22 protein-coding genes are annotated in these 18,331 nt (G+C 59.4%); 19 read left to right on the forward strand and 3 right to left on the reverse strand.

Going from position 1 to position 18,331, the window contains the following annotated elements; genetic code table 11:
• Positions 1-104: 104 nt before the first annotated feature.
• On the forward strand, positions 105-407 hold the full coding sequence (locus HSS18214_RS0117460) for a DUF6482 family protein (protein WP_016916559.1): 303 nt from the start codon (positions 105-107) through the stop codon (positions 405-407).
• 9 nt (positions 408-416) lie between these two features.
• Here HSS18214_RS0117460 and HSS18214_RS0117465 read toward each other — a convergent pair whose 3' ends face one another.
• Both HSS18214_RS0117465 and HSS18214_RS0117470 read right to left on the reverse strand, forming a co-directional pair.
• Complete coding sequence (locus HSS18214_RS0117465; protein ID WP_016916560.1) at positions 417-824, reverse strand: thiol-disulfide oxidoreductase DCC family protein; 408 nt, start codon at positions 822-824, stop codon at positions 417-419.
• The gene (locus HSS18214_RS0117470) at positions 821-2,404 is read right to left on the reverse strand and encodes a cryptochrome/photolyase family protein (protein WP_016916561.1); all 1,584 of its coding nucleotides are present in this window, start codon (positions 2,402-2,404) and stop codon (positions 821-823) included. The genes HSS18214_RS0117465 and HSS18214_RS0117470 overlap by 4 nt, the downstream gene beginning before the upstream one ends.
• Before the next feature lie 118 nt (positions 2,405-2,522).
• Between HSS18214_RS0117470 and hemH the strand changes: the two genes are divergently transcribed.
• The 13 genes from hemH to rloA3 all read left to right on the forward strand — a co-directional run bounded on the left by hemH (position 2,523) and on the right by rloA3 (position 13,845).
• Complete coding sequence (gene hemH, locus HSS18214_RS0117475) at positions 2,523-3,608, forward strand: ferrochelatase (protein ID WP_016916562.1); 1,086 nt, start codon at positions 2,523-2,525, stop codon at positions 3,606-3,608.
• A gap of 199 nt (positions 3,609-3,807) precedes the next feature.
• Positions 3,808-6,156 (forward strand): putative monovalent cation/H+ antiporter subunit A, encoded by a 2,349-nt coding sequence (locus tag HSS18214_RS0117480; protein ID WP_016916563.1) that lies wholly within the window; start codon positions 3,808-3,810, stop codon positions 6,154-6,156.
• The gene (locus HSS18214_RS0117485; RefSeq protein ID WP_016916564.1) at positions 6,149-6,580 is read left to right on the forward strand and encodes a Na+/H+ antiporter subunit B; all 432 of its coding nucleotides are present in this window, start codon (positions 6,149-6,151) and stop codon (positions 6,578-6,580) included. Before HSS18214_RS0117480 ends, HSS18214_RS0117485 begins: the two co-directional genes overlap by 8 nt.
• Positions 6,581-6,613: 33 nt before the next feature.
• Entirely contained in the window at positions 6,614-6,961 is a 348-nt protein-coding gene (locus HSS18214_RS0117490) for a Na+/H+ antiporter subunit C (RefSeq protein ID WP_026002026.1), read from the forward strand.
• Positions 6,958-8,559, forward strand: a complete 1,602-nt coding sequence (locus HSS18214_RS0117495) for a Na+/H+ antiporter subunit D (protein WP_016916566.1) — start codon at positions 6,958-6,960, stop codon at positions 8,557-8,559. Before HSS18214_RS0117490 ends, HSS18214_RS0117495 begins: the two co-directional genes overlap by 4 nt.
• A complete protein-coding gene (locus HSS18214_RS0117500; RefSeq protein ID WP_016916567.1) occupies positions 8,556-9,029 on the forward strand; it encodes a Na+/H+ antiporter subunit E in 474 nt (157 codons plus the stop codon). Before HSS18214_RS0117495 ends, HSS18214_RS0117500 begins: the two co-directional genes overlap by 4 nt.
• On the forward strand, positions 9,029-9,298 hold the full coding sequence (locus tag HSS18214_RS0117505) for an MrpF/PhaF family protein (RefSeq protein ID WP_016916568.1): 270 nt from the start codon (positions 9,029-9,031) through the stop codon (positions 9,296-9,298). The genes HSS18214_RS0117500 and HSS18214_RS0117505 overlap by 1 nt, the downstream gene beginning before the upstream one ends.
• The gene (mnhG, locus tag HSS18214_RS0117510; protein ID WP_016916569.1) at positions 9,291-9,695 is read left to right on the forward strand and encodes a monovalent cation/H(+) antiporter subunit G; all 405 of its coding nucleotides are present in this window, start codon (positions 9,291-9,293) and stop codon (positions 9,693-9,695) included. The genes HSS18214_RS0117505 and mnhG overlap by 8 nt, the downstream gene beginning before the upstream one ends.
• A 197-nt stretch (positions 9,696-9,892) precedes the next feature.
• Positions 9,893-9,979 carry a DUF2256 domain-containing protein gene (locus tag HSS18214_RS18950; RefSeq protein ID WP_081192809.1) on the forward strand — a complete coding sequence of 29 codons (87 nt, stop codon included), beginning with the start codon at positions 9,893-9,895 and terminating at the stop codon, positions 9,977-9,979.
• Positions 9,980-10,052: 73 nt separating this feature from the next.
• Positions 10,053-11,474 (forward strand): DASH family cryptochrome, encoded by a 1,422-nt coding sequence (locus tag HSS18214_RS0117515; protein ID WP_016916570.1) that lies wholly within the window; start codon positions 10,053-10,055, stop codon positions 11,472-11,474.
• Positions 11,475-11,490: 16 nt separating this feature from the next.
• Complete coding sequence (locus HSS18214_RS0117520; RefSeq protein WP_016916571.1) at positions 11,491-11,925, forward strand: DUF3429 domain-containing protein; 435 nt, start codon at positions 11,491-11,493, stop codon at positions 11,923-11,925.
• Positions 11,926-11,992: 67 nt separating this feature from the next.
• Positions 11,993-13,249: a lytic murein transglycosylase gene (locus HSS18214_RS0117525; protein WP_016916572.1), complete on the forward strand. Its 1,257-nt coding sequence runs from the start codon at positions 11,993-11,995 to the stop codon at positions 13,247-13,249.
• Between the two features lie 65 nt (positions 13,250-13,314).
• The gene (gene rloA3 / locus HSS18214_RS0117530) at positions 13,315-13,845 is read left to right on the forward strand and encodes a retropepsin-like aspartic peptidase RloA3 (RefSeq protein ID WP_016916573.1); all 531 of its coding nucleotides are present in this window, start codon (positions 13,315-13,317) and stop codon (positions 13,843-13,845) included.
• 13 nt (positions 13,846-13,858) lie between these two features.
• Here the strand turns inward: rloA3 and HSS18214_RS0117535 are convergent, their stop codons facing one another.
• Positions 13,859-14,569: a 16S rRNA (uracil(1498)-N(3))-methyltransferase gene (locus HSS18214_RS0117535; RefSeq protein WP_016916574.1), complete on the reverse strand. Its 711-nt coding sequence runs from the start codon at positions 14,567-14,569 to the stop codon at positions 13,859-13,861.
• A 135-nt stretch (positions 14,570-14,704) separates the two neighbouring features.
• Between HSS18214_RS0117535 and phaR the strand changes: the two genes are divergently transcribed.
• The 5 genes from phaR to HSS18214_RS0117560 all read left to right on the forward strand — a co-directional run bounded on the left by phaR (position 14,705) and on the right by HSS18214_RS0117560 (position 18,307).
• Entirely contained in the window at positions 14,705-15,169 is a 465-nt protein-coding gene (phaR, locus tag HSS18214_RS0117540; protein WP_016916575.1) for a polyhydroxyalkanoate synthesis repressor PhaR, read from the forward strand.
• Between the two features lie 104 nt (positions 15,170-15,273).
• Positions 15,274-16,566, forward strand: coding sequence for a phosphoribosylamine--glycine ligase (gene purD / locus HSS18214_RS0117545; RefSeq protein WP_016916576.1), 1,293 nt, complete (start codon positions 15,274-15,276; stop codon positions 16,564-16,566).
• A 34-nt stretch (positions 16,567-16,600) separates the two neighbouring features.
• Positions 16,601-17,041: an acyl-CoA thioesterase gene (locus tag HSS18214_RS0117550; RefSeq protein ID WP_016916577.1), complete on the forward strand. Its 441-nt coding sequence runs from the start codon at positions 16,601-16,603 to the stop codon at positions 17,039-17,041.
• Positions 17,041-17,913 (forward strand): phosphoribulokinase, encoded by an 873-nt coding sequence (locus HSS18214_RS0117555; protein WP_016916578.1) that lies wholly within the window; start codon positions 17,041-17,043, stop codon positions 17,911-17,913. The genes HSS18214_RS0117550 and HSS18214_RS0117555 overlap by 1 nt, the downstream gene beginning before the upstream one ends.
• A gap of 52 nt (positions 17,914-17,965) precedes the next feature.
• Positions 17,966-18,307: a histidine triad nucleotide-binding protein gene (locus HSS18214_RS0117560; protein ID WP_016916579.1), complete on the forward strand. Its 342-nt coding sequence runs from the start codon at positions 17,966-17,968 to the stop codon at positions 18,305-18,307.
• Positions 18,308-18,331: the final 24 nt, after the last annotated feature.

Raw genomic sequence — 18,331 nt, forward strand, 5'->3', positions numbered from 1 at the left:
TTTCTGTTATTGCCCTCTTAAGGGGATAGTGCCAAGGTAATACTATTGTCATGGGGCAAGGGCATGCTGTGCTCCATGGCGATGACCAATAACAGGAGGGAACCATGGAACTTGAAGAGCTTAAACAGTTCGTCGAACGTCATGACAATTTTGAAATTCGAGTAATCACGCACTCGGGCAGCCGTTTCTATCAGGTCGAGCTCGAAGATGTCGAGGGTGAGCGCCATATGCTGACCCAGCGTGGCAAGCCCATGCTGTTTCGTTCGCTGGACGATGTCTACCTCGAACTCAAGCGGGCCGGTATCCACCGGGCGTATCTTGTGCAGCACGTGCCTCAGGATGAAGTCATCGGTCGCGACGCCCACTACAGCGCGCCGCTGACCTCGCGTATGCCGCTGGTATTCTGACGCCCAGGATCACTGATTGCGCGAGCGTGACCCGAACTTTTCCCACCATTGGCCCAGCCGAATCCGGCGACGGGCAAAGAACCGATAGCCTGCATCCATGACGGCGCGCAGGCCAGGCAAGCAAGACAGTCTTACCAGCCGCCTGTAGCCCAACACGGCATACAGGGCCCGGCTGGCATCCATCCCCACATACCAGTTTCCCTGCTGATCCTGAAGATGCAGTTGCCCCATCATGGCTTCGAAGCTGAGCCCCAATGCGCCGGGATCGAAATCCTCGTGCTGAATATCGACCAGACGAATGCGCTGGTGGTGGCGATGTTTGGTTAGCCAAGCTACTTCGACGCGACAAAAGGGGCAGTGCCCATCGTGGTAGAGGGTGATCGGTGGTGCGGCATGCAGCGTGGCGAAACGGCTCATAAGGAGCGCTCCTCGTGGGGGTATCCTTGGGTGTGAGCGGCTTGCTCGTAACCGGCGGCAGTGGGGGGCGATGCCAGGAACTGTTCTGCTTGCTGACGCATGGCGTCGCGTTTTTCCTCTTTCATGCGTGCCAGCGAGCCGTAGATCAGCTTCATGCGTGGATTCCGATTGAGCTGTTCGGCATGGGTCTCCAGAAAATGCCAGTAGAGACTGTTGAGCGGGCAGGCCTTGGGGCCGGTGACCAGCTTGGGGGAGTAGCGACAGTGCTGGCAGTGGTCGGACATCTTGTCGATGTATTTGCCGGAAGCGCAGTAGGGCTTGGAGCCCATCAAGCCGCCGTCCGCGTGCAGCACCATACCCAAGGTGTTGGGTAGCTCGACCCACTCGCAGGCGTCGGCGTAAACGGCCAGGTACCAGTCGCACAGCGCCTCTGGCTTGACCCCGCAGAGCAGGGCGAAGTTGCCCGTGACCATCAGGCGCTGAATATGATGCGCGTAGCTGTGGTCGATGGTCATCTGGATGGCGCGTTGCAGGCAGCGCATGTCGGTCTTCGCATCCCAGTAGAAGGCGGGCAAGTCGCGCTGAAAACCCAGCTGGTTCTCTCGTTTGTAATCCGGCATGCGCGTCCAGTAGAGGCCGCGCACGTACTCACGCCACCCGAGAATCTGCCGTATGAACCCTTCCACGGCGTTGATCGGTGCCTTGCCTGCCTGATATTGCGCAGCCGCTTCTTCGCATACTTCGAAGGGCGTGAGCAGGCCAATGTTCATGGCAGCAGAGAGGCGCGAGTGGTACAGGTAGGGTGACTGGTCGCTGATGGCATCCTGATAGCGGCCAAAGTCGGCCAGCCCGTGGGTGATGAAGTGCTTCAGGTCCACCAGTGCTTGACGTCGGGTGACCGGCAAATTGAAGGTCTCGATCTCGCCCATGTGCTCGGGGAACCACTCGGCGGCATTGGCCAGCGCTTCCTGAGTGGTTTCATCCTGCCCGTGCGCGGGGAGTTCAGGGAAGCTCAGCCCAGGCTGGACGGGTTCTCGGTTATCGTGGTCGAAATTCCACTGTCCGCCCATGGGGGCGTCGCCTTCCATCAGTAGCCCGGTACGTTTACGCTGTTCCCGGTAGAAGTATTCGAGGCGGATTTGCTTACGCCCCTTGGCCCATTGGGCAAAGTCGTCTGGGGTGGTGAAGAAGCGGTCGTCTTCCAGGATTTTCCAGGGCAGTGAGGCGGCCTGACGCTGCTGCATGGCGTTCCACAGCCGCCACTCGCCGGGGCGCGTCACACGAATTTCATCGCACTGGTACTGTCTTGCCAGCCGCTCGGCTTCATCGATCAATGATTGGGTGTTATCCGCATCGTCCATGCGGCTGTAATGCACGTTGAAGCCCTTGTCGCGCAGCTGTTGGGCAAAATGTCGCATGGCGGCCAGGAACAGGCCGATCTTGTGTATATGGTGAGGGACGTAGCGTGCTTCTTCAGCGACCTCACAGAGCGCCACCACCGCGCCTTCAGGGGCCTGGCGAAGGGTAGGCAGGGTCAGGGAAAGCTGGTCACCCAGAATGAGTAGCAAAGGCTTGGACATGAGTTCGCCTGTAGTTATACAAATTATGTTGATAGTATAACTTTATTCCGCGTCTTTGCTGAAAAGTGATAAGATTTAGACCATTGTGAATGATCGACAGCCCCCAGGAGTAAGTGAGATGGCCGACAGCGTTGTAAAGGATCAACCCGGTGAAGGGCGCTTGGCCCACGCGCCAAGCAGTCATCCTCCGGTTGCCCCCGCCAAGGTGGGCGTGGTGCTGGCCAATCTGGGGACGCCCGATGCGACTGACTACTGGTCCATGCGGCGCTATCTCAACGAATTCCTGTCGGATAAGCGGGTCGTGGACTATGCGGGTTGGAAATGGCAACCGCTGCTGCAGCTCATCATTCTGACCAAGCGCCCCTTTACGTCGGGCCATGCCTACAAAAGCATCTGGAACACCGAAAAAGACGAGAGCCCGCTGCTGACCATTACCCGTGCACAAACGGAAAAGATGACCGCCCGGCTGAAAGCGCTGTATGGCGACAGTGTCGAGGTCGATTTCTGCATGCGCTATGGCAACCCTTCCACGGAAAGCGTGCTGAATCGCATGAAAGAGAAGGGCTGCGAGCGCATCGTGTTCTTCCCGCTCTACCCGCAGTACGGCTCGCCCACCACGGCTACCGCCAACGATCAGGCGTTTCGCACGTTGATGAAGATGAAGTGGCAGCCCTACCTGCGCACGGTGCCGGCCTACTTTGAACACCCGGCTTACATCCAGGCGCTGGCCAACTCGGTGCAAGAGGCGTACGACGGCTTTGAAAGTCGCCCCACCAAGCTCGTGGCCAGCTACCACGGTGTGCCGGAACGCTATCTGATGGAAGGCGACCCTTACCACTGCCAGTGCCAGAAAACCACGCGCCTGCTACGTGAGCGTCTGGGGTTGAGCAAGGAGGAGGTCGATACCGCCTTCCAGTCACAGTTTGGCCCGGAAAAGTGGGTAGGCCCGCAAACCGTAGACCATGTGGCCGAGCTGGCCAAGCAGGGCCACAAGCACATTGCCATTCTGTCACCTGCCTTCTCCTCCGACTGTGTGGAAACCCTCGAAGAGATCAAGGAGGAGATTCACGACAGTTTCATGGAGGCCGGTGGCGAGACGTTCAGCTATATTCCTTGCCTGAATGATCGCGATGATCATATCGATGCCCTGTTGGCCGTGGTCAACAATGAGCTGTTGGGCTGGTTGCCTGTGCCCGCTCAGTAAGATTTCTGCTCGCACTGACGCCGCTTTGGCCACTGGCCGAGCGGCTTTTTTATGCCAGCGAGGTGGCTGGAGTTTTTCGAAGGGCTGGTATAAGGTTTGTGCATATAAAAACACATTTATTCAACGTTTAAGCGGCACATGTCGTACCATGCGCCGCTCACGTGAATAGTTTGCGCTTATTTTAGGGAGAGAACGCCGGATGCAATTTGCCGTTTTAATAGGCTTCGTGCTGGCAGCTTCGTCACCGCTGCTCAACCTCTGGTGTAGGGAACGAACCAGTCTGGTGCTTGCGCTGTTTCCAGCGCTGATGGCCGCGTGGCTGATTGGCCAAGCGCCGGTGGTGCTGAGTGAAGGGCCGCAGCTGCTGGAGTGGGCGTGGGTGCCGTCGCTGGGGATCAGCCTGAGCTTTTTGCTGGATGGCCTGTCGCTACTGTTTGGCCTGCTGATTTCCGTCATCGGTACTTGCGTACTGATCTATGCTGGCGGGTACTTGAAAGGCCATCCGGATATTGCCCGCTTCCATCTGGCGCTGGTGGCCTTCATGGCCTCCATGATGGGGCTGGTCATGGCCGATGGCCTGTTGACCCTGTTCGTGTTCTGGGAACTGACCAGTATCACCTCGTATCTGTTGATCGGCTTCAACCATAACGATATCGAGGCCAGAAAGTCGGCTCGCCAGGGCTTGTTCGTGACCGTTTCCGGTGGCCTTGCGCTGATGGCGGGACTGGTCCTGCTGGGTGTGGCCAGCGGCAGCTGGTCGCTGAGCGAGATTCTGCAGTCCGACGACAACCTGCGCGAGCATGCGCTCTATACGCCCATGTTGATCTGCCTGCTGCTCGGGGCGTTCACCAAGTCGGCGCAGTTCCCGTTTCATTTCTGGCTGCCGAACGCCATGGCGGCACCAACGCCGGTCTCGGCTTACCTGCACTCGGCCACCATGGTCAAGGCGGGTATCTACCTGCTGGCGCGCCTGCAGCCCGAGCTGGGCGGTACCGGCATGTGGGTGGGCATTCTCTCGGTGGTGGGTGCGACCACCATGCTGACGGGCGCCTTCCTGGCGATCCACCATACCAATATCAAGAAGCTGCTGGCCTACTCGACGATCATGGCGCTGGGCACCTTGACCATGCTGCTGGGCATTGGCTCCGACTATGCCATGACGGCGTTCGTCACCTTCCTGCTAGCGCACTCCATGTACAAAGGCGCGCTCTTCATGGTGGCGGGTATTCTGGACCATGAAACGGGCACCAAGGATGTCACGGCCATGGGGGGCTTGCGGAGAGCCATGCCCGTGACGGCGACGATTGCCTTCGTGGCGGCGCTGTCGTTGGCCGGGGTTCCACCGCTGTTCGGTTTCATTGGCAAGGAGCTGATGCTGGAGGCTGCCTTGGGCGCCGACAGCGTGCGTCTGATGCTGGTGCTGTTTGCGTTCTTCTCGGCCATTCTGACCATTGCCGTGGCGGCCATCATTGCGCTGCGCCCTTTCTTTGGCGCGCAGCATGCCACCCCCAAGGTCGCCCATGAAGCGCCGTTGAGCATGTTGGTGGGGCCAGCTTTGTTGGCCTGTGGCTCGCTACTGCTGGGGCTGGCGCCCGCGCTGCTGGGGGTGGATGCACTGCTGACCGCAGCGGCCACTTCGGTAGTAGGCGATGCGCTGACGGTTACCCTGTCGCTGTGGCACGGTATCAACGTGGCGCTAATCATGTCGCTGGTGAGCATGGCGCTGGGCTTTTTGCTGTTCAAGCGTTGGGACGATGTGCGCAGTCATTTGGCGCGATTGGCACCGGTCATGCGCTATGGGCCGGAAGCAGGCTATGAAGGCTTCATGAATGGCGTCGTACGCTTCTCCGAGTGGCAGACCCACATTCTGCAGAATGGCTACATGCGTAATTACATTCTGGTGATGCTGGTGGTGTTGATCGGCCTGATCGGTAATTCGATTCTGCTGCGCCACTCGCCCCAGCTGGCGCTGACGCTGGACGTGCGTTTCCATGAAATCATCGTGGTCGGTACCATGGCCATGGGGGCAATTTTTGCCACCATCTCGCGCTCGCGCCTGGGAGCCGTGGTGTCGGTTGGCATCATGGGCTTCTCGATTGCGCTGATCTTCATTCTGTTCAGTGCCCCCGATCTCGGCATCACCCAGCTGCTGGTAGAGACCATGACGGTCATTCTGCTGGTGCTGGTGCTGTTCCGCTTGCCGCGTTACTCCAACCTCTCGACCAGCCTCGAGCGCGTGCGCGATGGGGTCGTGGCAGCTGCCATGGGGGTCATGATCTTCCTGTTGATCATGACGGCATGGAGCATCGACCAGTTCGAAACCATTTCCACGTACATGGTCGAGAACAGCGCGCCACTGGCCCATGGCCGTAACATCGTCAACGTGATTCTGGTGGACTACCGCGCCCTGGATACGCTGGGTGAGATGTTCGTGCTGGCGCTGGCCGCCATTGGTGTCATTGCCATGTTGAAACTGCGTCACGATGGCCCCCAGGGCAAATCAGTAGAGGCGGAGAAGAGCAGCGTCAAGGAGCCCTACGATGGTTAAGTCAGGTACGATCATTCTCAATACGGCGGCACGCTTTTTGATGCCGCTGCAACTGATGTTCTCTATTTTTCTGTTGCTGCGTGGCCATGACGAGCCCGGCGGCGGCTTCATCGCCGGGCTGGTGGCGGCGGGGGCGTTTGCGCTTTACCTGTTCGCCTTTGGTGCCAGCGCCACCCGAGAAGTGCTGCGCATGGTCGACCCCCGCGACCTGGTCGGGGCGGGTCTGCTGTTGGGCATGATCTCGGTGGTGCCCGCCTGGTTCATGGGTGAGCCCTTCTTGACTGCACAGTGGTGGACGATTCCCGGTATCGAGTTCAAGGCCTCTACGCCGCTGATCTTCGATGTGGGCGTCTATCTGGCGGTGCTGGGTTCCGTGATGGGCATGGTCATGGCGTTAATGGAGGTGGACAAGGATGAGCCTTGAGCTGCATACCCCGGATAACATAGGAGGCTCCCCATGGAACCGCTAATGGCCCTGGCGATTGGTTTGCTGTACGCCACTGCCGTATTCATGATGCTGCGGCGTTCGATCGTCAAACTGGTGATCGGTTTGCTGCTGCTTTCCAATGGCGCCAACCTGCTGATTTTTACCACCGCAGGCATGACCCGTGGCGCGCCACCGCTGATTCCCGAAGGCATGATGCAGCCACTGGGCCCCGTGGCCGATCCGCTGCCCCAGGCCGTGGTGCTGACCGCCATCGTCATCGCGTTCGGCGTACTGGCATTTGCCGTCGTACTGATTCGCCGTGCCTATGAGATCGTGAAGGCAGATGATTTGGACAAGATGAAGGATACCGACACGTGAGGCCTGAAGTTGCACTTCCCGTTCTGTTGCCTCTGCTTTCGGGGGCGATATCGCTGCTGTTCTGGCGGTCGCGGCCCATGCAGCGCTTTGTGGCCGTTGCTGGCAACGTTGCGCTGCTGGGCGTCAGTCTGTGGCTGTTTGTCGCGGTACTGACAGATGGCTATGTCACCATGCAGATGGGTAACTGGCCTGCGCCCTTCGGCATTACCCTGGTGGCGGACATGCTCAGTGCCGTGATGATCCTGATGACCGGTATCATCGGCTTGGCCATGGGCATCTACTCACTGGCCACCACCGGGCGTGGTCATGAAAAGTTTGGCTACTACCCGCTGATGCATCTGCTGCTGGCCGGTGTGGCCGGAGCCTTCCTGACCGGCGACATGTTCAACCTCTACGTGTGGTTCGAAGTGATGCTGGTGGCATCGTTCGCGCTGCTGATTCTGGGTGGCGAGCGTGCCCAGATGGAAGGAGCCATCAAGTATGTGACGCTGAACCTGTTGGCATCGGTGATCTTTCTGACCGCCGTCGGTCTGCTGTATGGCACGGTCGGTTCGCTGAACATGGCCGATATCGCCCTGCGCATGGACGAAGCCGAGCACAGCGGCATGGTAGAAGTGCTGGCCGTGATGTTCATGGTGGCCTTTGGTATCAAGGCGGCCGCGTTTCCGCTGTTCTTCTGGCTGCCCGCGTCGTATCACACGCCGCCCGTGGCGGTATCGGCGCTGTTTGCTGGCCTGCTGACCAAGGTCGGGGTGTACTCGCTGTTCCGCGTCTTCACGCTGATCTTCGATCAGACCATGGGCTACCTTCAGGACATCATACTGTGGGGTGCAGTCTTGACCATGGTCACCGGCGTACTCGGGGCGGCGGCGCAGTATGAGTTCCGCCGTATTCTCTCGTTTCACATCGTCAGCCAGATTGGCTACATGATTCTTGGTCTGGCGCTCTATACCCCGCTGGCCATCGCCGGTGGCGTGTTTGCGATCATGCACAATATCATCGTGAAAACGAATCTGTTCCTGATCAGTGGTATCACGCATCGCTTGCAGGGCACCTACCAGCTCAAGAAGATGGGCGGGCTGTATCGCGAGCGCCCCTGGCTCGCCGTGGCGTTCTTTATCTCGGCTTTCTCGTTGGCGGGCATTCCGCCGCTGTCCGGTTTCTTCGCCAAGTTCGTACTGGTGCGAGCAGGCCTGGAAGCGGGCGCCTATGTGGCCACCGGCATCGCTTTGGCCGTGGGCTTGATGACCCTCTACTCGATGGTCAAGATCTGGAACGAAGTGTTCTGGAAAGCCCTCCCGGAAGAGAACAAGGTGCCCGCCACCCAAACGCCCACGGGCGATGACGGCCGTATGCTCAAGCCGAGCCTGTGGATGATGTATCTGCCGGTGATCGTGTTGGCCATGATGTCGCTGCTGGTGGGTGTGTTCGCCGAGCCCATCATGCAGGTCATGAATCAGGTTGGCGATCAATTGATGAACCCGGCAGGCTATATAGAGGCCGTACTCGGTGAGTCGGCAAGTGTCATCGATGCGCTGTTGGAAGCGGCTGAAGCAGGTGTGGATCAGGCGAGTGACGTTCAGGAGGATGCTCCATGACCGGTGCAATTTGGAACTTGTTACTTGGCTTGGCCTGGGTACTGTTGAGCGGTGATTTCTCGGGCTTGAACCTGCTGGTAGGCATGGTGTTTGGTTATATTGCGCTGGTGTTGATCGAACCTCAGGTTGAAGCGCTGAAAGGCTATCCTTCGCGAGTGCCGCGCATCATCGGCTTCATTGGCTTCTTCATGAAAGAGCTGGTGCAGGCCAACTTGCGCGTCGCTTTCGATATCCTGACGCCGCCCTGGCACATGCAGCCAGGGGTCATTGCTTTTCCGCTGGCCGCGCGCACGGAAATGGAGATCACCATGGTGGCCAACCTGATTTCGCTGACGCCGGGCACGTTGAGCCTGGACGTCTCCGATGATCGCCGGGTGCTCTATATCCATGCCATGTTCCTTGATGACGAAGATGAGTTGAGACGTAGCCTCAAAGAGATGGAGTACCGAGCCCTGGAGTTATTTCGCTGATGGATACCGTGATTTTAATTAGCCAGGTCGTGATGGGCTGTGCCCTGATACTGACCTTCGTGCGCGTGGTGCGTGGCCCTAGCCTGCCGGACCGAGTGGTGGCGCTGGAGCTGTTTTCCACCACGGTGGTGGGGCTGGTAGGGGTATATGCCATACAATCAGGTGTATCGAGCTTTCTGGATGCGGCCATCGTCATTGCGCTGATGGGCTTCCTGGCCGCCATCGGATTTGCTCGCTTTCTGGAACGTGGAGGGCCGCGGGATGATTGATTTCGTCAAGGGAACGCTGGTTCTGACCGGCGCCAGCTTCATGCTGCTGGCCTCCATTGGTTTGCTGCGGCTGCCCGATTTGTTGACCCGTATGCATGCCACCACCAAGGCTGCTGCACTGGGGGTGATCCTGATCATGCTGGCGGCAGCCATGCACTTTGCCGAAGTGGGGGTCGTGGCGCGGGCATTCGCGATCATCGTATTCATCTTGATCACCGCACCTATTGCCGCCCATGTGATTGGCAGGGCGGGTTACTTCGTCGGCTCTCGACTGTGGAGCGGTACGGTGAAGGATGAACTCAGGCCCAATTATGATCCGCTCACCCATGAATTGAAGAGCGGATTGGAGACCCATGAAAATGCCAAGCGTCAACCTCGGCCTACAGATCCCGACTGACCATTAATCAACGAGTTAACCAAAAGCCACCTTCGGGTGGCTTTTTTTATGCGGAGTTAATAAGGCGCTGCTGTTTAACCAAAGTGCGCAGTGCCACTAAATGCCTGTTAATTTATATACAATATATGTACTGTATAAGATATAGTGTCCATGTATGAAAGCGTGGCGCGGTGCTTTACGCGCAGCGAGATGGACAGATGAGACGAAAACAAGACCTACCGGAAAAAGACTGCGTTCAATGCCAGCGCCCATTTACTTGGCGGAAAAAATGGGCGCGCTGTTGAGAGGAAGTGCGTTTTTGCAGCGAACGCTGCCGACGCGAAGCCAGACAGCACAGCACGCCGAGGAGGCACGAGCATGAACAGCACGACTGATATTGTCTGGCTACAGGATAACCTCCGTGTAGCGGACAACCCTCTACTACATTTCACATCCGCCCCTGATCAACTGGTTTGCCTTTACGTACTGGACCGGGCGTGGTTACGTTCCAATATGGCAGGCGAGGAGACTTGCCGCCTTGGCCCGGCGCGCCTGCGCTTCTTATGGCAAAGCCTGATGGAACTGCGTGGCGAGCTGCTGCAATTAGGCAGCGATCTGCTGGTACGTATTGGTCACCCTGCCGAAGAGGTAGTGGCCATGGCCACGCGCCTCAAAGCCCGGCAAGTGCTGGTCGCCGAACACTCGGGCTGCGAAGAACGGGCGCACATTGGTCAGGTGGCCGAGACGCTGCCTGAGCACTGCTCGCTGGTGCGTTCCGATAGCGGCTACCTGATTGACGCCTCGGCGCTGCCGTTTGCGTTGGAGGAGCTGCCTGCCAGCTTTTCGGCGTTTCGTCGTCAGGTGGAGAAACATTGTGAGATCCCCGCGCCGCTCAGTATGCCGGTGACGCTGCCCGGGTGGCCAGACGACGCCCCCCGTGGCTTCCCGCCGCTCAGGGATGTATGTCAGCAGAGTGCGGCCTGGCAGCCAGACAAGCGTCAGGGGCTTGTATTCGTCGGCGGTGAATCCGCAGCTCGAGACCGGCTGCAGCACTATCTGTGGCGGCAGAACGGCGCTGAGTCCTACAAGAAAACCCGCAATGGTTTGTTGGGAGCCAACTTTTCGACGCGGTTTTCGCCTTGGCTGGCCAAGGGCTGTCTCTCGGCTCGCCAGGTACACCGTGAGGTCAAGGCCTGGGAAGCCATCAATGGTAGCTGCGAGTCCAGCTACTGGATCGTGTTCGAACTATTGTGGCGTGACTACTTTCACCGTGCAGCGCAGCTGGAAGGCCCTGCGCTATTCGGCCGCGAGCAGCTCCCCGTGCCTAACGAGGCGTTCAACCGTTGGCGCGATGGCAAGACAGGGGTCCCGTTCATCGATGCGGCGATGATCGAGCTCAAAGGGACCGGATGGATATCCAATCGCGCACGCCAGAACGTGGCCAGTTTCCTGGTCAAGGATCTCGGCGTGGACTGGCGTTTGGGCGCTGGCTGGTTCGAGCACTGTCTGATCGATTACGATGTGGCCAGTAACTGGGGTAATTGGCGCTATATCGCCGGAGTAGGGCGAGATCCCCGGCAGGATCGCTACTTCAACGTGTTGAAGCAGGCAGGACATTATGACCCAAAAGGCCTCTATGTCGCATACTGGCTGCCCGCCCTCGAGTCCTTGCCCTTTGGCCTCGAACGGCACCAGCCTTGGCGCGCGGCGCCTTCCAGGTTCGATCCTCCCTGCGTCATGCCAAGTGAGTGGCACCGCTGGCTGATTGCTGCCGAAGAGTTCGAGGAGACGGATGAGTAAGCAAGCAGGAAGCGTTGTGAGTGAACGCCGATTGGCCTGGGGGCTGGGCCTTGCTGGGCTGATCCCGTTCATTGCGGCGAGTGGCGCAGCATGGTGGGCGCCTACCGCCTGGCAGGTCACGGCGATTTACGGGTTTACTTACTACAGTGCGGTGATTCTGTCATTTCTGGGTGGCGTTCATTGGGGCAGTGCGCTGCAGGTCTCGCGGCTGGGTAACGGTAGGCGCTTGGTACTGGCCATGGTGCCTAGCCTGATTGCCTGGCCTGCGCTGATGTTCGATGTGGTGACGGGGCTATGGGTGCTGTTGGCAGGCTTTGTGCTCATTGGTCTTTACGATGTCAGCCGCGATGGCCGTGAAGGGTTTCCTCGCTGGTACACAGGGTTACGCTGTGTGCTGACCGGTATCGTGGGGGCTGCCCACCTGGTGGTGCTGTGGCGGCTCATGGCCTGAGGCTGGCATCAGACCCGTTTCTGAGCCATTATCACAGCCACGCCAAGGACAGCCATGAGACGATGACATGTTATTGAAATCCCAGGTATCACCCGCTTTCGCGCCCACCTTCAAGCCAGCCTTGATACTGGCAACGATGCTGGCTTTGGGGGGGCAATCTGCCCAAGCCAGCCCGCAACTGATGACCGAAGTCGATGCGCGAGCCGCCGAGCAAGTGCAGTATGCCAGCTTCAACCAGTGGCTGAGTGATTTCCGCCGTTACGCCGCCAATCAAGGGATCAGTGAAGCCACTCTGGCCAAAGCGCTGGACGGTGTGCGTTATCGCGAGCGCGTGATCGAGCTGGACCGTCATCAGCCTGAGTTCGTCAGGCCCATCTGGCAATACCTCGATAGCGCCGTGTCCAGTACGCGCATTGCCAATGGTCGTGAAAAGTATGCTCAGCATCGCGATACTGCTCAACAGATGCAGCAGCGCTATGGGGTGCCTGCCGAAATCATCGTTGCCATCTGGGGTGTCGAGAGTAATTACGGCAGCAACTTTGGTGACTTTTCGACGCTGGAGTCCCTCGCCACCCTGGCCTACGATGGCCGTCGCCGTGATTTTGCCCGCGGAGAGCTTCTGGCAGCGCTGCGTATCATCGAGCAGGGGGATATCGCCGCCGATGAGATGCGCGGCTCCTGGGCCGGGGCCATGGGGCATACTCAGTTCATCCCCAGCAGCTTCGAAGCCTATGCGGTGGACGGCGACAACGATGGACGGCGTGATATCTGGGGCAGTATTCCCGATGTCATGGCCTCGACGGCCAACTACCTGGCCCGCGCCGGTTGGCAAGCAGGCCAGCCCTGGGGAGCCGAAGTGGTGCTGCCTGATACGTTCGACTACTCGCAAACCGAGCGTTTGAGTTCGGCCCAGTGGGCCGCGCAGGGCGTACGGGCGGTGAGCGGCGATTTGCCCGCCTTCGATAGCGCCGCCGTCATCGTACCAGCGGGTGCCAGTGGCCCAGCATTCATCGTAGGCCCTAACTTCCGGGCCATTTTGCGCTACAACAACGCCACCAGCTATGCACTAGCGGTGGCGACACTGGCCGATGCCATTGCCGGGCGTCAGGGTATTACTCAGTCCTGGCCCACCCATGAGGCACCTTTGACGCGCGACGATGTCAGAACGCTTCAGCAGCGGCTGAACAACGCCGGTTATTCGGTGGGCACCGCCGATGGCATCATGGGACCCAATACCCAGGCAGGTGTGCGAGCCTTCCAGCGTGATCAAGGACTGGTGCCCGACGGTTTTGCCACTCAGTCGCTGCTTGAGCGACTTCCATAATCCAACTACCTCTTTAATCCAACTATCAAGGACGCGTTGCGATGGTGAATAGATTGCGAAAGACCATGGGCATGACGGCTCTGGCGAGTGTGCTGATGGCGAGTGCCAGCGTACAGGCCGAGGACAAGGTGTTCGGCTGGGTGGAGAACGCGTTCATCGAGCCTTGGGGCATTGGCGTCAAGGCCAAGCTGGACAGCGGTGCGCTGACCTCGTCGTTGGACGCCCGTGACATCGAGATTTTCGAGAAGGATGGCGAAGACTGGGTGCGCTTTCGCTTAAAGCTGGAGGATCAGGCCAGCGGTGAGACCTTCAGCGACGAAATCGAACGTCCGCTGTATCGTGAGCAAACCGTGCGCGGCGCCGGTGGGCGCGATGAACGCCCCGTGGTGCTGATGGACGTGTGCATGGGCGACACCATCTATGAAGAGCAGTTCAGCCTGCGCGACCGCGAAGAGATGATTTACCCGCTGCTGCTGGGGCGTCGCACGATCAGCCATCTTGGGTTACTGGATGTGCGCAGAACGTTCTTGCAGACACCGGAGTGTGGGGAGAATGCCGAGTACGTTCCCCACGACCCCGAAGACGATCAAACCTGATCAATAGGGTGAGTCAGAACAGCCGTGCCAGCAGCGCCGTCACGGCGGTTTCTACTCTCAGGATGCGCGGGCCCAGGTGCATGCCCTCGCATCCTGCTGCCAGCAGTTGCTCGACTTCCCATTCGATAAACCCCCCCTCTGGCCCCACGAAAAGTGCACAGGGCTCGTCGATGCCGCGTGGGCAGGCGTCGGGCATGCCAGGGTGAGCGACGAGTCCCCGTCGCTCGTGTAGTACGCCGTTCAGGTGATCTTCCAGAAAAGGGCGAAATCCCTTGCACAGCGTGACCTGCGGGAGCTGCGTGTCGCGTGCCTGCTCCAACCCGAGCAGGAGATGCTGGTGCACCTTTTCTGGGCGTAGCTCCGGCGATTGCCAGTAGCTTTTCTCCACCCGCTGGGTGTGTAGTAGGGTAATCTGTTTCACGCCTAGCGCAGTGACATGTTCCAGCGTGCGGGCCAGCATGCGCGGGCGCGGCAAGGCCAGCACCAGATGCACCGGTAGCGGGGGTGGTGGAGGCGTTTCCAGCGGGCCCAGGTGGAAGAGGGCACCGCTTGTGGTCAGTTCGATCAGTTCGGCCTTGCCCATGTTGCCTCCCTGAACGCCCACGCTCAGTTGGTCCCCCGGCTGGGCGCGATGTACGTCGCGCAGATGCGTCAGGCGGCGGGTGTCGGTCAGGCGGGCTTGTTGGCCGTTCACCTCACTGGGGTCGAGCAAAATCAGATTCATGATGGTCGTCTATTAGTCGTGGGCAGGCCGCGCATCGCGGCACTAATCCGTTAAGCTGGCTTGCATGGGCGTGTGTTGCAGGCACAATAGCAGCCATGGCGACAAAAGCCTTTATCGCGTTTAAGGAGATACGCTGTGCGCGTCATTCGTAAATATGCCAACCGCAGGTTGTACGACACACAACAAAGCCGCTACGTGACGCTGGAAGATTTGCGCCGTCTGATTATCGACGAAGAGCCTTTTCGTGTCGAAGATGCCAAAAGTGGCGAAGACCTCACGCGCACGATTCTACTGTCGATCATTATCGAACAGGAGCAGGCCGATAGTGAAGCGGAAGTGTTCTCCAACGATCTGCTGGCCCAGTTGATTCGCGTGTATGACATGTCGTCACCGCTGCCTCTGGCGCGCTATCTGGAACAGGGCACCCAGCTGATGCTGGAGCAGCAGAAACGCCTCCAGAGTCAGTGGCAGCAGGCCATGCGGCATACGCCCATGGAGTTCATGCGTGAACTGGCCGAGGAGAATATGCGCTTTTGGCAGAACACGCTCAACCAGCCTTCCACCAAGGAAGACGACGACCCAACGGATGGCAAGCCTTAGCTTTACAACAGCGCTGGGTTTCAGACAGCGCTTGGCGCCCCGCTAGCGGCTGCGTTATGGCATAATGCGCCCATCGACGCTCTCCTGTTTTGAGAAGGATACCCATGAAAGTTTTGATGATCGGTGGCGGTGGCCGTGAACATGCCCTTGCCTGGAAGCTTGCCCAATCCCCCCAGGTCGAGCAGGTGTTCGTAGCGCCTGGTAATGCAGGCACGGCCACGGAGCCCAAGCTGAGCAATGTGTCCATTGCCGCAACCGACTTGCCGGCACTGGTGGCGTTTGCTCAGCAAGAGCAGGTCGCCCTGACGGTCGTTGGCCCGGAAGCGCCGCTGGTGGAAGGGGTGGTCGATCAATTTCAGGCAGCGGGCCTGACCATCTTTGGCCCTACCCAGGGGGCTGCTCAGTTGGAAGGCTCCAAGTCCTTCACCAAGGACTTCCTGGCCCGCCACGCCATTCCCACCGCCGACTACCAAACCTTCACGGCGGTCGAGCCAGCGCTTGACTACCTGGCCCGCATGGGCGCGCCCATCGTCATCAAGGCCGATGGTCTGGCCGCCGGCAAGGGCGTGATCGTGGCCATGAGCGAAGCCGAAGCCGAAGCCGCCATTCGCGATATGCTGGAAGCCAACGCCTTTGGCGATGCCGGTGCTCGGGTCGTCATCGAAGAGTTTCTGGATGGCGAAGAGGCCAGCTTCATTGTCATGGTCGACGGTGAGCATGTCGTGCCCATGGCCACCAGTCAGGATCACAAGCGTGCCTACGATGGCGATACCGGCCCTAATACCGGCGGCATGGGGGCTTACTCACCGGCGCCTGTGGTCACGCCCGAGGTGGATGCCCGCATCATGGAGCAGGTGATCCTGCCTACCGTACGAGGCATGGCTGAAGAGGGCAATGCGTACACGGGCTTCCTGTATGCCGGTTTGATGATCGACGCTGCGGGCCAACCCAAAGTGATCGAATACAACTGCCGCTTTGGTGACCCGGAAACCCAGCCCATCATGATGCGTCTGGTGTCGGATCTGGCGGAGCTTTGTCTGGCGGGCGCTAAAGGCGAGCTGGCAGGCAAGCAGTGTGAATGGGACAGCCGCGCGGCGGTGGGCGTGGTCATGGCGGCGGGCGGTTATCCCGGCAGCTATCGTAAAGGCGATGTGATTCACGGCTTGGCCGATGCCGAACAGGCCCAGTGCAAGGTGTTCCACGCGGGCACTGCCCTGACCGATGAAGGCGAGATCGCCACGGCCGGGGGGCGCGTACTGTGTGTCACGGCGCTGGGCGACAGCGTGTCGGCTGCTCAGCAGCAGGCCTATCAGGGTGTCAAGGCCATTCAATGGGAAGGCGCCGAGTTCCGCCGTGATATCGCCTTCCGCGCCATTGCCCGGGAAGTGAATCACTAACGACCTCTTTCGTCACCCAAGCAGGAGAGCCGTCATGGAACGCGTTGCTATCGAATTTCCCGCAGACGCGGTGATCCACCGCCATACCCTCTCGGTGCGGGTGACTGACATGAACTACGGCCGCCACCTGGGGCATGATGCCCTGGTGTCGCTGCTGCATGAGGCCAGGGCGCAAGCACTGGGTAGCCTGCACTTGCCCGAGTGGGACATGGGCGGCTATCCCAGTGTCGTGGTAGACCTGGCGATACAGTATCAGCAGGAAGCGCGCTTCCCGGAGGTGCTGGTCATCGAGACGGCGGTGCCTGAACCGCAGGGCAAGGCACTGACTGTCTATCAGCGTGTCTTGAAGGAAGGCAGCGAGACTGTGGTGGCCACGGCCCGAATCAACAAGCTGCTGCTGGATCTGGGGGCGGGCAAGCCGGTGCCCATTCCTGACGCGGTGAAGCAGACACTCGCCGAGGCAAGGGGGAGCTGATGTCCCGAGAGTATCCCATCATTGCCATCACCGGCTCCTCTGGGGCTGGCACCACCACGGTGCGCCGTAGCTTCGAACGGATGTTTCTAAGAGAAGACGTTCACGCGGCCATGGTGGATGGTGATGCCTTCCATCGCTATACCCGCGATGACCTCAAACGTATCTTCCGCGAAGAGCCCGAACGCAAGGATGAGCTTTCTCACTTTGCCGTCGAGGCCAACCTGCTGGATCGCCTGGAGGGCCTGTTCGTCGAGTACGGTGAACACGGCACCGGTACCTACCGGCACTACATCCATGCAGAAGACAAGCAGAAGATCGAAGCCGGTTACCGAGTGGGCACCTTTACCGAATGGCAGGCGCTGCCTTGCGGCACTGACCTGCTGTTTTACGAAGGGCTGCACGGTGGGCTGGTGACCCGCGAGTACGATATTGCTCGGCACGTGGATTTGCTGGTGGGCGTTGCGCCGACCATGAACCTGGAGTGGATTCAGAAGATCGATCGTGACACCAAGCTGCGTGGCTATTCCCAGGAAGCGGTCATCGACACCATTCTGGGGCGCATGGACGATTACGTGCGCTATATCCAGCCGCAGTTTTCGCGTACCCATATCAACTTTCAGCGCGTGCCCACCGTCGACACCTCCAACCCCTTCGAGGTGCAGGATATCCCCACCGATGCCGAGTCTTTCGTGGTGATTCGCTTTCGCGACCCCTCGACCGTGGATTTCCCTTGGCTGCTGGCCATGATCAAGGATGCGTTCATGACGCGGCCCCACACGCTGGTGGTGCCCGGTGCACGCATGTCGTTGGCGATGGAGTTGATCCTCGCCCCGTTGGTTCGCCACCTGCTGGCTCAGCGCCGTTTCCGATAGGCGCGTTTAGCTGGCTCTTTTGACAATAACGCGCCACACCAAGGAGGCTGCGATGGAGTGCCTGTTTTGTAAAATCATCAACCGCGAGATTCCTGCGGACATCGTCTACGAAGACGAGCATGTGCTTGCCTTTAACGATATTAGCCCTCAGGCGCCTACGCATCAGCTGATCATCCCTAAAAAGCACATCGCCACGCTCAATGACATTGCGCCTGACGACCTGCCGGTGATCGGCCGCTTGCAATATACCGCTGCCCAGTTGGCCAAACAGCAGGGATTTGCCGAAGACGGCTATCGGGTGGTCATGAACTGTAACGAAATGGGCGGACAGACGGTCTACCACATCCATATGCACCTGATGGGCGGGCGTCAGTTCACTTGGCCTGCAGGCTAAGTCTAACGCGGGAGGCTCGCTTTG

Origin of the sequence: Vreelandella stevensii S18214, assembly GCF_000275725.1 — a bacterium.
Lineage (GTDB): Bacteria > Pseudomonadota > Gammaproteobacteria > Pseudomonadales > Halomonadaceae > Vreelandella > Vreelandella stevensii.

What these genes read in the sequence shown, in the direction of transcription:
- HSS18214_RS0117460 (WP_016916559.1), top strand. Translation starts at nt 105, where the DNA reads ATGGAACTTGAAGAGCTTAAACAGTTCGTCGAACGTCATGACAATTTT.
- HSS18214_RS0117465 (WP_016916560.1), bottom strand. Translation starts at nt 824, where the DNA reads ATGAGCCGTTTCGCCACGCTGCATGCCGCACCACCGATCACCCTCTAC.
- HSS18214_RS0117470 (WP_016916561.1), bottom strand. Translation starts at nt 2,404, where the DNA reads ATGTCCAAGCCTTTGCTACTCATTCTGGGTGACCAGCTTTCCCTGACC.
- hemH (WP_016916562.1), top strand. Translation starts at nt 2,523, where the DNA reads ATGGCCGACAGCGTTGTAAAGGATCAACCCGGTGAAGGGCGCTTGGCC.
- HSS18214_RS0117480 (WP_016916563.1), top strand. Translation starts at nt 3,808, where the DNA reads ATGCAATTTGCCGTTTTAATAGGCTTCGTGCTGGCAGCTTCGTCACCG.
- HSS18214_RS0117485 (WP_016916564.1), top strand. Translation starts at nt 6,149, where the DNA reads ATGGTTAAGTCAGGTACGATCATTCTCAATACGGCGGCACGCTTTTTG.
- HSS18214_RS0117490 (WP_026002026.1), top strand. Translation starts at nt 6,614, where the DNA reads ATGGAACCGCTAATGGCCCTGGCGATTGGTTTGCTGTACGCCACTGCC.
- HSS18214_RS0117500 (WP_016916567.1), top strand. Translation starts at nt 8,556, where the DNA reads ATGACCGGTGCAATTTGGAACTTGTTACTTGGCTTGGCCTGGGTACTG.
- HSS18214_RS0117505 (WP_016916568.1), top strand. Translation starts at nt 9,029, where the DNA reads ATGGATACCGTGATTTTAATTAGCCAGGTCGTGATGGGCTGTGCCCTG.
- mnhG (WP_016916569.1), top strand. Translation starts at nt 9,291, where the DNA reads ATGATTGATTTCGTCAAGGGAACGCTGGTTCTGACCGGCGCCAGCTTC.
- HSS18214_RS18950 (WP_081192809.1), top strand. Translation starts at nt 9,893, where the DNA reads ATGAGACGAAAACAAGACCTACCGGAAAAAGACTGCGTTCAATGCCAG.
- HSS18214_RS0117515 (WP_016916570.1), top strand. Translation starts at nt 10,053, where the DNA reads ATGAACAGCACGACTGATATTGTCTGGCTACAGGATAACCTCCGTGTA.
- HSS18214_RS0117525 (WP_016916572.1), top strand. Translation starts at nt 11,993, where the DNA reads ATGTTATTGAAATCCCAGGTATCACCCGCTTTCGCGCCCACCTTCAAG.
- rloA3 (WP_016916573.1), top strand. Translation starts at nt 13,315, where the DNA reads ATGGGCATGACGGCTCTGGCGAGTGTGCTGATGGCGAGTGCCAGCGTA.
- HSS18214_RS0117535 (WP_016916574.1), bottom strand. Translation starts at nt 14,569, where the DNA reads ATGAATCTGATTTTGCTCGACCCCAGTGAGGTGAACGGCCAACAAGCC.
- purD (WP_016916576.1), top strand. Translation starts at nt 15,274, where the DNA reads ATGAAAGTTTTGATGATCGGTGGCGGTGGCCGTGAACATGCCCTTGCC.
- HSS18214_RS0117550 (WP_016916577.1), top strand. Translation starts at nt 16,601, where the DNA reads ATGGAACGCGTTGCTATCGAATTTCCCGCAGACGCGGTGATCCACCGC.
- HSS18214_RS0117555 (WP_016916578.1), top strand. Translation starts at nt 17,041, where the DNA reads ATGTCCCGAGAGTATCCCATCATTGCCATCACCGGCTCCTCTGGGGCT.
- HSS18214_RS0117560 (WP_016916579.1), top strand. Translation starts at nt 17,966, where the DNA reads ATGGAGTGCCTGTTTTGTAAAATCATCAACCGCGAGATTCCTGCGGAC.